Raw genomic sequence first — 15,048 nt, 5'->3', positions numbered from 1 at the left:
CGCTTCTACCGCTTAACTCTTGTATAATACATAAATTAGTATTTATCCCATATCAAAGAAAGGACGTAAAAGGCTCATGATCAGATTAGACGCTCACGAATACGCTAAGGCGGAGGAACCGCTGCGAGGGGTGACCATCAATACGCTGTTTGCCCAGGCCGTAATACGCGAACATATTCCCGGCGAGGTATATGCCGATGACCAGCACAACCCGGCTGTCTTTTACATCGTCCATCCTTACGGAATGGCGCTGCTGTTTGGAGAAACGGATCGCGAGTCTTTCAGACATAAGCTGGTTGAGCATTTATCGAACACTAATAGCACAAGACAAAAATCTGGATGGCTGCAGGTATATCCCCGTTCCTGGGACCCTCTTATCCGTTCAATGAAGGGCCCGGACTCTGCGGTGCAGGAGAAGGAGGATACGAGAGTCAATTTTGCGTTTGACCGCAGCCGTTATGAGCAGGCTGTCAAGAAGTACGGGAAGAGCGATTACGTAATTGTGCCGACGACTCGGGAGATATTCCGGGAGATGGAGGGCAGTGTTACTCCGAAGCACTTCTGGAGTGATTCGGAGCAGTTCGCCAAGCGGGGGATTGGATATACGCTGATGGAAGGCGGCGAAGCGGCTTCAACTGCCTTTGCGGCATTTATTGAAGATCATCAGTTGGAGATTGGAATCGAGACTCCAGAGAAATTTAGGGGACAAGGCTATGCCTTCCATGTATGCTCGGCCTTGATCGATTATTGTCTGGAAGCTGGCCTAGAGCCGGTCTGGTCCTGCCGCCAAGGGAACGAAGGCTCTTATTATCTGGCGCAAAAGCTCGGATTTATACCGACGGTTCGCATTCCTTATTACCGGTTAGAGGGATAGAACAAACCAGAACAGTCCGGGAGAAAAATTATTCAGAGCGGGCGCCCTCATAGGCCTGCCGCAAAATATCGATTTCCAGCTTGTCCATTTGAAGCATCGCGTTCATGACTCTTGCCGATTTCCCGGCGTCCTCATCCTGCAGCAGCTCTCCCAAAACAGCAGGTACGATTTGCCAAGAAAGTCCGAATTTATCCTTAAGCCAGCCGCATCTCTGCTTCTCCCCGCCTTCGGAGAGCTTCTCCCACAGCTCGTCGATTTCCTGCTGCGTTTCACAGTTTACGAAGAACGATACAGCCGGGGAAAAAGTAAACTGCGGTCCGCCGTTAAGCGCCATAAACTCTTGGCCGTCAAGCTCGAACGTCCCGGACATGACCGTCCCCTTGGGCCAAGGTCCTTCTCCACCGCTGCGTCTGATGTCCTTGATTGTGGAGTTCTTAAAGATTGAGGTATAGAAATTCATCGCTTCTTCAGCCTGATCGTCAAACCATAGAAAAGGGGCAATCTTCTGCATAGGATTCAGCTCCTTTTTCTCTAATTATACCTGTCAAATGATGTGTAAGTACATCCAGAAGTATAGAATTCGCAAGATTTTTAGCACTAAAAAAGCCGGTCCAAACACGATAGATTGGCCGGCTCTCATAATAGGTCTTTTCTGTTCTATATCTTCAGAAGTCTAGAGTTTAAAGTGCAGCACCGTCTGACGGAGCTTGGCTGACATTTCATGCAGTGTCGTCGTATGCGCCGAATTTTGCTCCATGCAAGCCAGCTGCTGCTCGGTGGCGGCACCCACACTTTCCGTACTTTCCGCCAGCGTCTTCGTCATCTCCGATATCTGGTCCATCGTATGGACAATCTTCTCGGAGTGTCCGGACAGATTATGCAGCGCTGCGGTTACTTCCTGAATTTCGCTCGTTGTGCTGTCGGTAAGCCGCTTGATCTGGTCGAATAATTCGCTTACGGAGCTTGTGGTCTGTACGCCTTGAGCCACCTCGTCATTCATTTCCCTGACCGATAGTCCAACCTGCCGCGTATCGCTCTGGATCGCCTGAACCAGCGCTTTCACCTTCTCCGCCGAAGCGTTCGTTTCATTGGCAAGCTTGCGGATTTCCGTGGTAACAACTGCGAATCCCCTTCCATGCTCGCCTGCCCGGGCGGCTTCAATCGCCGCATTTAACGACAAGAGATTGGTCTGTACCCCGATCGAAGAAATGACGTTGTTCATCTCCTCAATTTCGCCGGAACGCTTCTCCAAGGATGACATCGTCCGTTCAATCGCTTCCATCCGCTGCCGGATCGTGTTCATCTGACGAACCGCTTCGGCGAGCCCTTTTTCTCCAGATACGGCCATTTCCTGCGCTTGTCTGGCGACATTCATCGCAGTCCGGCTGTTCCGGTCGATGCCTTGGATGTCGTCATGAACGGCCATTACGGCCTCCTGCCCGTTCTTCGTCGCCTCCACCCGGCTGCTGCTGGTCGAAGCCAGCTCGCCCATTACGGAAGCCATATGTTCCGCCGCCCGGCTCGTTTCTTCCGTACCTGCCGCGACCTCCCCGGATATATTAATCAGATGCTCGGTGCTTTCGTTGATTTCCGTCACAATAACCCTCAGGTTGTCCTGCATCCGGTTAAATGCTTCCGCCAGCATCGCCAATTCATCTTTCTGCTTCAGGACTAGGGGATCTCCGTCCAAGTTCCCTTCGGAAATGGATCGCGCCGCGGAAGACAGCAACCGGATTGGCCGGGATATCATCCGGGCCATGTACAAACCGATTCCGACCGCAAGAACAAAGACGGCAATGCCGATCACCATGGTAAGACGTATGGCATCCGCGTTTGTCTTCTCCATTTCTGCCTTGACCGCCAGCATTTCCCGATTTTGCTCATCGGAGAGCTGCTGGGCATAATGAACAATGGCGTCACCCATCAGCATGAGGTCGGTCTTGGCCTCCAAAAAGGCGCCCTCCAAAGACTCCTGCGGCAGCCCGAACAGAACATCGGCTTTCTCGCTGTAATAGCGGTTCATACTCTTCATCAGATCAACCATTTTCCGGCTCTCCGGCTGATCCCCCATCATGGAAGACATTTCGTCCAGGAGCTGATCCGTCTGGCTGTTGTCCGTCTGCAGATTCGTATGATAGAACGTATCCTGATTGAGCAAATAGGATTGCAGGCTGCTGTTCTGCGATATGGCATAGAACTTTAGATTATCCGCCTTGCCTTTCAGCATCACGTGATGCTCCAGAATCTTTGCCATAGTCCCCTGTACCTTTCGCATAGACTGGATGTAGCTCACACCCGCACACCCAGAAATGATTGCAACCGTCAAAAATCCGGCCAATAATTTATGTGCAATTGATAGACGCACCGATTTTCCTCCTAATCTCAATGATTCCATTTTGCAATGTACCGATCCGCTTGATTCGCGGTGACCAGCTCGTATGGGACATATGTATTTTGGGTAAAGCTTAAGCCTTGTGCGGCTTTAACCGCGACTTTTACCGCCTGTTTCCCCTGTTCAGCCGCATCCTGAAAGACAGTTGCGTCAAGCTTGCCCACCTTCATCAGCTCCAGAGCCTGCATCGTACCGTCGACTCCCGCAAACCGCATTCCCTTCTCTTTGCCCTGCAGCCGCGCGGCCAGAATGGCTCCGATGGCCATTTCATCATTAGTGGCCACAACGGCATCGATGGATTTGCCGGTAGTCAGCCAATCCGACATGAGCAGCAGCGCTTGATACCGGTCATGTGCGGCGCTTCCTTCGAACACCAAATTCAATCCCGGATGCTGGGCTATGACATGCTTGATATCTTCTGCCCGCTTCTCATCTTTGCCGCCGTCAATGAGTGCAATATTCCCTTTTCCACCCAGCAATTTGGCGATCTCGTTCATCTCCAGAATACCGGCGGCATCCGGCGACGATTCAGCGGACGGCGGCAATTCGGAGCCCACATATGCCGTCGCCTCTTCCGCGCCTTCATAAGCGCGGGAAAGAACAATTGCCGGTATCCCAGCGTCCTGAATTCTTTTCGTCAACTTTACCGATTGCTCCGCGTTCACCGGAATAAACACGATAGCGTTTACCCCCGCCGCAAGCAGTTCCTCCACCTGTTCGGCTTGGAGTTTCGCATCTTCGCCGGAATATTTGATTTCCAGCGACGTTCCCGGCTCAGCCTGAGCCTCCCGCTTCATGTTCTGCGCCAAATAGGTGAGAAACCGGTCTCTCTGATCGAGCAATACGACGCCGATAGCTACCTCGCTTTTCTTCCCCGGATTCTCGGCCGCCTTTGTGCCCTGCGCGGCTGCTCCGCTCTCGGTGCTTTGTGTTCCGGGCGAGCCGGCGCTGGCGGCTTTTGACGCTTCTCCCGCTTCCGGCGAGACGCTGCCGGTTGAGCATGACGTCGTCCACGCCAATACTGCCGCCACGCATAGCATCACACACAAGGAACGGATAAACTTTCTCTTTGTTTTCATAGGCATAACCCCCTAATTTTTAGGCCCCCCGACAAAAAGTCAGAGTAGATATGTTTCGGTGATTATCGACAAAAAACCGGTCATTTGTTATACAATTCCAAGAAATTATTTGGTTGACAAAAATAATGTCTGGCTTCCAGAGTTACGTTATAATTTTCAGCACAAAAAAGCCGTCAAACACACGATAAACCCATGTGTTCAACGGCCCCGAAATTAAAGCCTAAATCCTATCTGCCGTCCAGCAGATTGCCGAGTCCTCCGAGAATGCTGCCCTCTTCTCTGCGTCCCGTGCCGCGGGCTGCGGACAGAATACGGTCGGCCATCCGGTTGAACGGTAGCGACTGAACCCATATTTTGCCCGGTCCGCGCAGCGTCGCGAAGAACAGGCCCTCCCCTCCGAACAGGGCGGTTTTGATGCCTTTGACCATCTCGATATCATAGTCCACCGATGAAGTCATGGCGACTAGACAGCCGGTATCCAGGCGAATGACTTCTCCGGGCTGCAGCGTCTTCTCCATGACGTATCCTCCGGAATGGACAAAGGCTAAACCGTCGCCTTCCAGCTTCTGCATAATAAATCCTTCACCGCCGAAGAATCCGGCGCCCAGCTTGCGCTGAAATTCAATCCCTACGGAAACGCCCTTCGCCGCGCAGAGAAAAGCGTCCTTTTGACAGACAATTTTCCCGCCATACTGAAGCAGGTCAAGGGGAATGATCTTTCCCGGATACGGAGCGGCGAACGTTACAGACTTCCGGTCATAGCCGCCGCCATGCGTGAATACGGTCATGAACAGGCTCTCGCCGGTCAGCACCCTTTTTCCCGCGCCCATCAGTTTGCCCATCAGACCGCCGCCGCCCTGACCCGAGCTGCTCCCGTCGCCGAAAATGGTCTCCATGCGGATTTCCGGGTCCATCATCATGAAGCTCCCCGCTTCCGCAATCACGCTTTCGCCGGGATCAAGCTGAACCTCCACACACTGCATTTCTTCGCCCATAATCACATAATCAATTTCATGCGCTCCCATAACTATCGAATCCTCCTCAATGATTTGTTCAAGGTTTCTTCAAGCCGTTTGAGCGTTAATACGTCCGTTAAGCCGGAGCGGTTTCGCCGGAACTTAAAATTTTATGCGATGCAAATCTGTTTAATTCTGCTTTTTCTTCACCTTCCACACCGCCGCGCAAACCAAGAAGAAACGGCTGCGCCGTCCTGTTAGCAGCTTAAGCTTCCGAAGTAGCGATACGAGTATCGCTTTTAGGTATCGTTTCTCGTAGAAATATAAGGCAAATGATAAGCGCGAAGCTTATACTTTCTTATATTTCCAAAAAACGCCCGGTTTCCCGGGCGCCCTTGATGCGAGACGATTATATTTTGGGTTCAAGCTCATCGCTTGGCGCTGCTTATTGACCATTCGCCGATAAATTCGGCCTCATCATAATCAAAGAAGGATTGCAGAATCGCGTCGCGGTCGTCAAGGAACAATTGGTCCGCCACTCCCGAGACTAGCCTCGGCACCGCGTTCTTCGTTCCCGAAATGGCGGAAGCCGAAAGTCCGCAGCTCGCAAGCGCCGAGTAGTTAAAGACGAACAGTCCATGCAGGAGAGGCTCTCCCTCCGCGTCGCGGCTTGTGAGCGCAAAGCCGGGGCTGAGATAAGGATGCGCATCGAGCAGCGGATTAGCTGTCTCTTCCGGAGCCTTGTAGACATCGCTCCAGCGGGCAATGTGGCTCTCGATCAGCCGGAGTTCCGGACGTAAGCCGGGATCGCTGAGCAGACCCGTACTGACGATCAGGAAATCAAACGTGAACCTGCCTTGAGGCGTGGTCACCGTCACTCCTTCGCCCTCGCTCTCTACATCAAGCCATGGAGCGCCAAGGTGCAGCTTAAATCCGGGCCATGCAGCCGCCCGTTCAAAGGTATCGTTGGTCGGCGGCTGATTGTATTTGAAGAAATGAGAAATCGCCGCATACTTCTCGGCATCCGTCAGAACGTGGAAGCGCTCAATCATCCCCGACGATTCCATCTGGCGGATCGGATTGACGTTCGGCAGCTTCTCCCGGCGTACAAAGACATGAGCTTCGGCCACGCCTTGGGACAAGGCGAAATTGGCATTGTCAAAGGCCGATGCGCCGCCGCCCAGAATCCCGATTTTTTTGCCCTTCAGCGTGTCAAAATCAATCATCTCCGAGGTGTGGGCATACAGGTGGTTCGGCAAATTATCGGCGATGAGTGAAGGCACATGCCATTCGCCGCCCCCCTGGATACCTGTGGCCAGAACGACCTTTCGCGCCAATAATTGTTCCGAAGGCGCCCCCACACCGTCAATATGCAAGCGGTGAATCCCTTCCTCGGCAGGCTCAATCAGCTTCAGCTTGACCTCATTAATGACCGGAAGACCAAGAACCTGCCGGTACCAGCGCAAATAATTCATCCAGTCGCCCCGCGGAATTTTCACAACCTCTTCCCAGCCCTGCGATCCGAACTGCGCTTCCCACCAGGAGCGGAAGGTCAGAGAAGGTATTCCGAGGTCGATGGAAGTCAGATGCTTGGGCGTACGCAGCGTAACCATGCGCGCATAAGTTTCCCACGGCCCTTCCAGACCTTCACGGTTCTCATCAATGACTAGAATATTCGATATCCGTTCACGCAGCAGGCCAAAAGCCGCAGCCAAGCCGCTTTGACCTCCCCCGATAATTACAACGTCATAGACATGCCCTTCAGAATGATTCTTCGGCTGTACCCAAGCCGCGCCTCCAAAGGCAAGGTAGGAAAGATCGGTTTTCACTCGTTCGTTCAATGCTTCCAGACTCATGACTCCTCATACCTTTCAGTGGCTTAAGCCAGCATATGTGCTAATAGTCATATTATATCTTGAGTCATCAGCCGTTTAAATGTTGATGGCATGTATATTGTCATAATATCTAAAATTCTCATTATTAATTGTGCATAGCAACTAATAATCAGCGTTTTATGAGAGATAATATGACATGAGATTACTGCGCGACCTCACGATTTGTCAATCGACGCTGGGCGTTGATGCAAACTTATTGACCGCCGCACCCTTAATGGCCGCCGCATCCATTATTCCGGACGAGGTAGTTAACTTCCGCTCACCAGTTGATTTTTGGGGCTGGCTTTTGAATAAATTGCAAGCCTGCTCCAGTGCAGTTTTTTTCGTTGATTCTATTGATCAATTTGGAAAAAGCTGCGACCCTGCAGGAATTTCAAGGAATTTCCGCCATAACGAGAGTTTAAGCAGGGAAGACATGTATTTTCGCAGGAATGTCCGTCTTGAATTAACCGTGATGTAAAGAAGATGTATGGCAGTAGATTTTTTAATTTCATCTTTTATTCGCCCCATTCGGTTCGGAGCAGCGCATATAAAAAAGTATCATGCCAGATTGGATTTCCATCTTTATCGTATTTGAAGTAACCCGTCTGCAGGGAGTGCCCTTCTCTCCGAAAATTCAGCCGTTCAAGCAATTTCCATGACCGCTGGTTCTCGGGATTGCACATCGCGATCACACGCCGGATCTCCAAAGTTTCATAACCGTATTTCAGCAGCCTGCGGCAAGCCTCGCCGGCATAACCATTTCCCTGATAATCGGAATGAAATACGTATCCCAATACCCAAGTTTGAAATCTCTTCGGCTCCTGCTCCTGAAAATATAAATTACCGATCATTTTACCCGTTTCTTTAAGACACACTGCCCAAAAAGCAGAATCCGAGGAACGCCTCAGCGCTTCTTCTCTTGATTCTTTCTCCGTTAACACGCCATAGGGTTCATACTTTACCACGTTCTCCCTGGATAGATATTCATGCAGATCCCGCCAATCCTCCGCCTTGAATCTTCTAATGATTAAACGATCGGTATCTAGGATAGTCATAGTCTCTCTTCTTTCATAGTTATTCTTACAAAGAGCGTACTTCATGCATATTTGGTATGACGAAATCCGCTTCCTACCAATTCTCGCTAATTATCCATTCATATCAATAATATTAAGGGGCTCTTATTTCGGAAATCATTTCTGTCACTACTAAGAAGAAACGGCTTCGCCGTCCTCTGGAAGAGGAAGGCATCCGTTTCTCGTAAAAATATCAGGTCAAGGATAAGCGCGAAGCTTATACTTTCTGATATTTGCAAAAAGACCCTCTTGATCTCTCAAGAAGGTCTTCTCATCCGACAGGAAATTACGATAAATGGTCATTCAGCATAGCCGAATAGTACGCTTTTTTCTCCAGGGCGACGGTCTTGACCTGCTCCAGATGCTCCATCTGCCGCTCCAGCCAGTCAATATGCCTATCCAGGATGTCCATTCGTATGTGCAGAGAATCCCGGATGTCAGGTATTTCTCTGCCGTCCAGGTCCAATAAACACCCGTCCTTGGCAAAAGAAGCGATATCCTCCAGCTTCATTCCCGTTTGCTTTAAGCCGTGGATGAAGCGGATAAACCGGATGTCCCCGTCGTCGTAACGCCGGCGTCCATTCTCCTTTCCATCCTTACGGGATGGGTTCGGCAGTATACCTATCTTTTCATAGAAACGGAGGGTATACGCCGTAATCCCCGTTAATTTGGATACTTCACTGATTGAGTACATGCGACTGTCCTCACTTCCTTCATTCAGCCTTAAACCAAATATTTTAGCTGATCAGCACCACTTTGCCGACGGCCAAAGACCGTTCAAGCAGCTCCTGCGCCTTGGCCGCTTCTTGAAGCGGAATGCGGTGCGATACCAGCGGATGGATCAAGCCTCCCTCCAGCAGAGATAGTACGGCGCTTGCGTCTTCCCGGAACCAGTCCGGCTGTTCTTTTTTCAGAAGGGTGATGCTGTAAAGATGCATAGGATGGCCCTGCTCCGTCGTTTGGGTTGCCGCCAGATGGCTCCATTCCTTCTCCCAATTTCCGGAGTCCTGCTCCTGAAGCACTGAGGTATACCCGTAGCTGACAAACCGGCCGTTCCGGCTTAAAGTCCGCAGCGAGCGTTCGTAGTTCTCGCCTCCAATCGGATCGAATACGGCGTCAATTCCTTCAGGAGCATGAAGCCCCAGAAAATCGACGAAATCTTCGTTCCGGTAATCGATCGGTTCGGCGCCGTACCCGGCAACAGTGGAGTGCTTCATCAGCGAAGCCGTGCCATACATTTTCAGCTTCGCCAATCTGCCCAGTTCCAGCAGGGCCGTTCCAGTTCCGCCGCTTGCTCCGTGGATCAGAACACTCTCTCCCTCAGATACCTTGGCGATTCGGTGAAGCATCTGATAGGCGGTAACATAGTTTAAGACAGCGGCAACGGCGAGCGATGAATCCACCTGCGGCGGAACAGCGACCAGTTCGTCATTCTTCGCATACACATAAGCCGCATAGCCCCCCGTTCCGTTATAGAAAACCGCCACTTTGTCCCCTTTACGAAACTGCTGCACATCCTCCCCGAGCTCGTCGATCACACCGACCGCATCGTATCCCGGCGTAAACGGCGGCGTAGGCGGATTCGGAAACTTGCCTTCCCTTCTCATGATATCCGCTAGCGCCACGCCGGAGCTTTGAACTTTGACGCGAACCTCATCCCGATCAGGGATCCGCAGAGGCTCCTGAACCACTTTCAGCACTTCCGGCCCACCGTACGCCGTTACGATAACTCTTGAGTTGAACACAGGACATCTCTCCTTCAAAGATGAATTATGGATGCCCGTATTATATTTCTTAGAGTTTACTCGAAGTCAAGCAGCCCATCCCATTATCTTAAATAGCCGCCGTTATTAATATCAAAGGTAGCGCCCGTATAGTGCCTCGATTTATCGGACAGTAGAAAAACGACTGTTTCAGCCACATCCTCCGGCAATACCGGCTCAGGAATTAGCTGGTGACTGAGATACTCCTGTTTTCTCCATTCGGGAATGGTCTCCATCATTGAAGTGTCCACCATCGTGGGCGCGACAGCGTTAACGCGTATGTAGGGCGAAAAATTCATGGCGCAGCTCTTGGTTAGCCCGAGCAAGGCTGCTTTGGACATGCCATAAATCGCATCCGAGCTTCCCTCCATCCCCGACACGGAGGACATATTGACGATTGTTCCCTGGCGCTGATTGCGAAGCATCCGCCTTCCGAACAGCTGCGAGAAATAGACGGCTCCCTTGATGTTAATATCCATGACTCTGGCGATATCGTCCTCTTGATAATCCAGAATGCTTTGCGCCAAATAAATCCCCGCGTTATTCACCAAGCTGTCCGCGTCCGGGTGCTCCTGTTCAATATAGGCAAAAAACTCACGAACCAGATCATAATCGCTTACATCCACTTGATAGGTGTACAGATTCTGATAAGCATCCGCCCACTCCTTCAACTCCTCGAGCAGCCGGCCGTTAATGTCACACGCGATCACCGAAGCGCCTTCTCGTAAACCGAGTTTCACGATTTCTTTTCCGATCCCGGATGCCGCGCCGGTTATGATCAACTTTTTATTAGTCAGCATGATAATCAACCACCCTAAATCCAAATTTAATAACCATTTTACCTTTCGGCAGTTTGGGATTTGCAAATGAATAATATAGTTAAATAAAGTGGTTCCAGTGAACTCTCCCCTACTTAGCTTACGCATGAAGTGGGGGGCTTCTGTTGGCATCCATACAGGGTTGCACACGCTTGCGAGCTTCATGTCTGAAGACTCAATGCCTGTTGCACCCGAATGAGGGAAGCCAACGTCCAATATGTTCGTTTTGCCAATGAAGGGTCTTTTGCCTCCAAGGACAACCACATCTTTTCAGACGTGGATTTTTGTATATTACGTAGCACGTACCGTGCGCTGATGTTATACGAGGCATTAAGGTCCGCGTGATACGTTTTGCCTGTTGCGAATACAGCAATATCACGCTTCGTGTTGCGTTGTACAAATCCACTGCCGTCAAAAGCAAGCGCACTTGTATTCGCAGGGTTGACCATGGAAACCCGCATCCCTAGAAAATACGCCATTTCGGTCACTTTCGTTTGGATGCGTCGTTTGGCCCAAAACTGGAGTTTGGCTCGAAGCCGCTTGGCTCCCCACGTTCCTCTAGGCAGACGCATCTTCCCTAAATACTCCATGACGATGACATCTGCGCGGTGCTTTTGGGCAAAGGCAAGGATTTGATGCGCGGTATCGTGGACGATATGCGTCTGTAAGCCGTTCATCCGCCGCCAGAAATTCGGTTTTGCCCCTATACCGGATTGACGCTGGGCTTGTTTTAGTTTACCTGTGATTTGGCGCATCCGGTCTTTTTCTTTGGCTTGGTTAATAAATGTCCTCGCCAAGACAGTGCCGTTAGCTTCCATCACGGAACAGACTGCGGAATTCGTTAACCCCAAATCAACAGCACACACCCGCTGCTTGGAATGTTCCGTCTGAGTCAACTTCACATCTCCCTCATAGGCGATATGAAGGGCATAGCGTTTTCCTTTCCGAACCAATGTGGGGCTGCATTCTTTCATGCTCCACACGTTACGTTTGAATAGGTCCTGCCCTTTAAAGGTAATGGGGAGCCAGACCCAATCGCCTCGATGAAATACCTTGATGTTGGCTGCCCTTTCGGAGGTTCGAATGAACATATTGCCTTTGTAGAAGCAAGGGAACGCCTGATGCTGAGCTTGGAGTGTCGGCGGTTTCTTCGAAAAGCGTTTCCCTTCTTGCTGGGCGTGTTGCCGCTCGGCTTGCCAAAGCTGAAAACGGGAGTTATGACTTTTCACAATGCCAAACGCTTCGGCAATGGCACTCCTGCGGAAGTAAGAAGGAAACTTATAAAAGCGTTGATCGAATTCGGTGTAAAACGGATTCGGATTGTGCCTGGTACGGTGAGTCAGCCGTTCTACTGCCGTCACCACCGCTTGGGTGGATAACGATTCCAAGGCCATAAACTGCTCTTGAATGACCGTAATAAAGAACGACAGCGCCTCTTGATATACATGGAGAGTCGCATCTAGCATGCGGTGGTGAGACGTAATCGGATGTTTGAGTGTTTTGACCACCTTCATGGGATGCGCCTCCATCGTAAGTTTGATGGATCTAGCATAACACAAGAACATATGTTTGTTAAGTAGACGTGTCCAACCCCCACCTTCGCTGTTGGCTTAGAGGTGGGGGACTGCGACACTAAATCCATTCAACGGTAAAGGATTTGATGATTTTGAGGATAGCCTTCTTCACAGATACGTTTTACCCGCAAATCAATGGTGTGTCCAATACGTTGATGTATTTGAGCCAATATTTGACGCGCAGCGGCATTGAACATCTATTCTTCGCCCCCGATTATGAGTCCGATGAACCCGAAGCAGACGGGGTCCCTGTCGTACGGTTCAAAGGCTTCACGCCTCATATCTATCCGGATTGCCGTCTCGCTTTCCCTCCTTATCCCAAAATTCTTGAGCAGCTCTCGGACTTTGGGCCCGATGTCGTGCACATTGTCACTGAGCTCGGCGTCGGCTGGAGCGGCCTGCGGGCAGCGAGAGCGCTGAATATACCGATCATCATGTCCTACCATACGAGCTTCGACAAGTACCTCCAATTTTACCATATGCAGTATTTAAATAAAGCTTTGTGGGCATACATGCGCTGGTTTCACAGCTTCGCACTCGTCAACCTCGCCCCTTCCCGGAGTGCGCTGCACGATTTGACACAGCATGGCATTCAAAACTTGGCCCTTTGGCCCCGTGGAATCGATCTGGAGCGGTTTAATCCCGGGAATTACTCCCCAGAGCTTAGGGAAAAGCTGGCCGGAACGGAGGAAGTTGTATTTCTCTACGTCGGCCGCATCGCGGCGGAGAAAGGGCTGCCAACGCTGGCTGACAGCATTATGCAAGTTAATCAGCGATACGGAGAGCGGGTAAAATGGGTCTTCACCGGGGAGGGGCCTTATTTGCCGGAGCTGATCGCCAAAAGGATACCGAACGCCATTTTTACGGGAAGCCGCCGGGGCGAAGAACTGGCTGCAATCTATGCAAGCGCAGATGTCTTCGTATTTCCTTCCGGCACCGAGACGTTCGGCAATGTGCTGCTTGAGGCGATGGCGAGCGGGCTGCCTGTCATCTGCACCGATTCCGGCGGCGTGACCGATTTTACGGAGAACCACAGGAACGCGCTTGTATGCAAGTACGGCAGCGTCCCGGAGCTAACCAAGGCGATCGTCAAAATGCTCAACCCGCATAATCGGCAGGTTCTTAGCGAAAAAGCGCTCGAAACGGCCAAATCCCGAAGCTGGGACGCCGTGTTCGAGGGTCTTATGCTCCATTATCATTACGCCGCGCACCCGGAAATCTACGCCGGACGAAAGGTCATCGGTTGATGCGATTAACCCGTTCCTCCCGCTCTGCATTTCGGGCGGAAAAGAGCTGCCTCCCGGATTCATAGTTTATCACCTATGAAATTGGCGGTGCATACACTGCACTGGTGAGGTGAGCCTAAACTATGGACGGACAGATATGGCCGCAGCAATATGCTGCGAAGCTCCATCGTTCTTTAAGACAAAAGATTGGGCAATCTTATGCGCCCAGCGCTAAACCTACAGACATTCGGGTCATCATTCAACTGAAGCATAAAATAACCCCGGCACGGTTGCATTCCCTGAAGCAGCACGCAGGCCGGCATGCTCTTCCGGTCCTGCGGCAGCTTCCGCTGGTTAATTCGGTATCGTCCAGGATTTCAGTGGACTGTCTGAAGCGGATGTGCCGATGCGGCGCAGTCCACAAAATATATCTGGACGGAATTAAAACAACGTCGCTCTCTATAGCGACGCCTTCCATCGGTTCTGCTGCTGTTCAAAGAGAGAAAGGTCTTACCGGAAAAGGGGTTAACATTGCTGTTCTCGACACCGGGGTCTTTCCGCACCCGGACCTGACCCGTCCCGCCAACCGGATTATCGCCTTTAAAGACTTCATCAACCGTAGACAGCGGCCTTACGACGATAACGGCCACGGAACGCATGTCGCCGGAGATGCGGCGGGCAACGGCTGGTCAAGCAGCGGGAAATACAAAGGGCCTGCGCCGGAAGCGGGCATTGTGGGTGTTAAAGTATTAGATAGGAATGGCAGCGGATACGACTCCACGATTATTAAGGGAATCGAGTGGTGCATCGCCCACCGGAAGCGGCTGAAGCTGCGCATTCTATCCCTGTCACTTGGAGGTCCGATAAATTCTTCATATAAAGACGATCCTCTCTGCCAAGCCGTGGAGCAGGCGGTCAAGGCCGGACTGACCGTCGTGATTGCGGCCGGAAACGGCGGGCCTGGGTACGGTACGATTGAGTCGCCCGGTAACAGCCCTTCGGCTATTACGATCGGAGCGGTGAACGACCGCCGTACCCTCCCGCAAGCCGACGACCGCATAGCCTGGTTCTCCAGCCGGGGACCGGCACGCTTTGGAGGGAACAAACCGGATCTGGTTGCACCGGGCGAGACGATTATTTCGCTGCGCTCTCCCCGCTCCAAGCTGGACCGCGAGTTTCCTTCTCAGAGAATCGGCCGCAGCTATTTCGTATTGTCCGGCACGAGCATGTCTACGCCCATCGTCTCCGGCACAGCCGCCCAGCTATTGCAGAGCAATCCCGCTCTGTCTCCATCACAGGTCAAAACGATACTGAAAAAGAATACCTTCCGCCTCAAATTCAACACCAACACTGCCGGAAGAGGTGAGATTAATGTAAGGTTTCTGCAGCGCCGGCGGCGTTCCCGCTAATCATTGT

The 15,048-nt window shown here is 51.5% G+C and carries 14 protein-coding genes; 4 read left to right on the top strand and 10 right to left on the bottom strand.

The window, feature by feature from the left end:
* Nucleotides 1-76: 76 nt before the first annotated feature.
* On the top strand, nucleotides 77-874 hold the full coding sequence (locus VK70_RS06020; RefSeq protein WP_025695737.1) for a GNAT family N-acetyltransferase: 798 nt from the start codon (nucleotides 77-79) through the stop codon (nucleotides 872-874).
* A gap of 28 nt (nucleotides 875-902) precedes the next feature.
* Here VK70_RS06020 and VK70_RS06015 read toward each other — a convergent pair whose 3' ends face one another.
* The 5 genes from VK70_RS06015 to VK70_RS05995 all read right to left on the bottom strand — a co-directional run bounded on the left by VK70_RS06015 (nucleotide 903) and on the right by VK70_RS05995 (nucleotide 7,157).
* On the bottom strand, nucleotides 903-1,385 hold the full coding sequence (locus tag VK70_RS06015; RefSeq protein WP_025695738.1) for a VOC family protein: 483 nt from the start codon (nucleotides 1,383-1,385) through the stop codon (nucleotides 903-905).
* Nucleotides 1,386-1,547: 162 nt separating this feature from the next.
* Complete coding sequence (locus tag VK70_RS06010) at nucleotides 1,548-3,239, bottom strand: methyl-accepting chemotaxis protein (RefSeq protein WP_158454053.1); 1,692 nt, start codon at nucleotides 3,237-3,239, stop codon at nucleotides 1,548-1,550.
* 17 nt (nucleotides 3,240-3,256) lie between these two features.
* Nucleotides 3,257-4,345 (bottom strand): sugar ABC transporter substrate-binding protein, encoded by a 1,089-nt coding sequence (locus VK70_RS06005; RefSeq protein WP_046722982.1) that lies wholly within the window; start codon nucleotides 4,343-4,345, stop codon nucleotides 3,257-3,259.
* Between the two features lie 227 nt (nucleotides 4,346-4,572).
* A complete protein-coding gene (locus tag VK70_RS06000; protein ID WP_025698166.1) occupies nucleotides 4,573-5,370 on the bottom strand; it encodes a TIGR00266 family protein in 798 nt (265 codons plus the stop codon).
* Between the two features lie 359 nt (nucleotides 5,371-5,729).
* Nucleotides 5,730-7,157, bottom strand: a complete 1,428-nt coding sequence (locus tag VK70_RS05995; protein WP_025698168.1) for an NAD(P)-binding domain-containing protein — start codon at nucleotides 7,155-7,157, stop codon at nucleotides 5,730-5,732.
* Nucleotides 7,158-7,332: 175 nt separating this feature from the next.
* On the opposite strand from VK70_RS05995, the gene VK70_RS05990 reads away from it, so the two are divergent.
* The gene (locus VK70_RS05990) at nucleotides 7,333-7,656 is read left to right on the top strand and encodes a hypothetical protein (protein ID WP_025698170.1); all 324 of its coding nucleotides are present in this window, start codon (nucleotides 7,333-7,335) and stop codon (nucleotides 7,654-7,656) included.
* 37 nt (nucleotides 7,657-7,693) lie between these two features.
* Here the strand turns inward: VK70_RS05990 and VK70_RS05985 are convergent, their stop codons facing one another.
* From VK70_RS05985 to VK70_RS05965, 5 genes are all read right to left on the bottom strand, one after another.
* Nucleotides 7,694-8,233, bottom strand: coding sequence for a GNAT family N-acetyltransferase (locus VK70_RS05985; protein WP_025698171.1), 540 nt, complete (start codon nucleotides 8,231-8,233; stop codon nucleotides 7,694-7,696).
* Nucleotides 8,234-8,537: 304 nt separating this feature from the next.
* Nucleotides 8,538-8,945, bottom strand: coding sequence for a MerR family transcriptional regulator (locus VK70_RS05980; RefSeq protein WP_025698173.1), 408 nt, complete (start codon nucleotides 8,943-8,945; stop codon nucleotides 8,538-8,540).
* 43 nt (nucleotides 8,946-8,988) lie between these two features.
* Complete coding sequence (locus tag VK70_RS05975) at nucleotides 8,989-9,996, bottom strand: medium chain dehydrogenase/reductase family protein (protein ID WP_025698174.1); 1,008 nt, start codon at nucleotides 9,994-9,996, stop codon at nucleotides 8,989-8,991.
* Nucleotides 9,997-10,079: 83 nt separating this feature from the next.
* Nucleotides 10,080-10,814 (bottom strand): SDR family oxidoreductase, encoded by a 735-nt coding sequence (locus tag VK70_RS05970; protein WP_025698175.1) that lies wholly within the window; start codon nucleotides 10,812-10,814, stop codon nucleotides 10,080-10,082.
* Nucleotides 10,815-10,993: 179 nt separating this feature from the next.
* Nucleotides 10,994-12,346, bottom strand: a complete 1,353-nt coding sequence (locus VK70_RS05965; protein WP_046722980.1) for an RNA-guided endonuclease TnpB family protein — start codon at nucleotides 12,344-12,346, stop codon at nucleotides 10,994-10,996.
* A gap of 152 nt (nucleotides 12,347-12,498) precedes the next feature.
* On the opposite strand from VK70_RS05965, the gene VK70_RS05960 reads away from it, so the two are divergent.
* Nucleotides 12,499-13,653, top strand: a complete 1,155-nt coding sequence (locus tag VK70_RS05960) for a glycosyltransferase family 4 protein (protein ID WP_025695932.1) — start codon at nucleotides 12,499-12,501, stop codon at nucleotides 13,651-13,653.
* A gap of 122 nt (nucleotides 13,654-13,775) precedes the next feature.
* Nucleotides 13,776-15,041 carry a S8 family peptidase gene (locus VK70_RS05955; RefSeq protein WP_025695933.1) on the top strand — a complete coding sequence of 422 codons (1,266 nt, stop codon included), beginning with the start codon at nucleotides 13,776-13,778 and terminating at the stop codon, nucleotides 15,039-15,041.
* Nucleotides 15,042-15,048 lie beyond the last annotated feature (7 nt).

This window comes from Paenibacillus durus ATCC 35681 (assembly GCF_000993825.1).
GTDB lineage: Bacteria > Bacillota > Bacilli > Paenibacillales > Paenibacillaceae > Paenibacillus_AQ > Paenibacillus_AQ durus_B.
The sequence above is the reverse complement of the archived record's forward strand: the minus strand, read 5'-3'. Positions and strand labels throughout refer to the sequence as shown.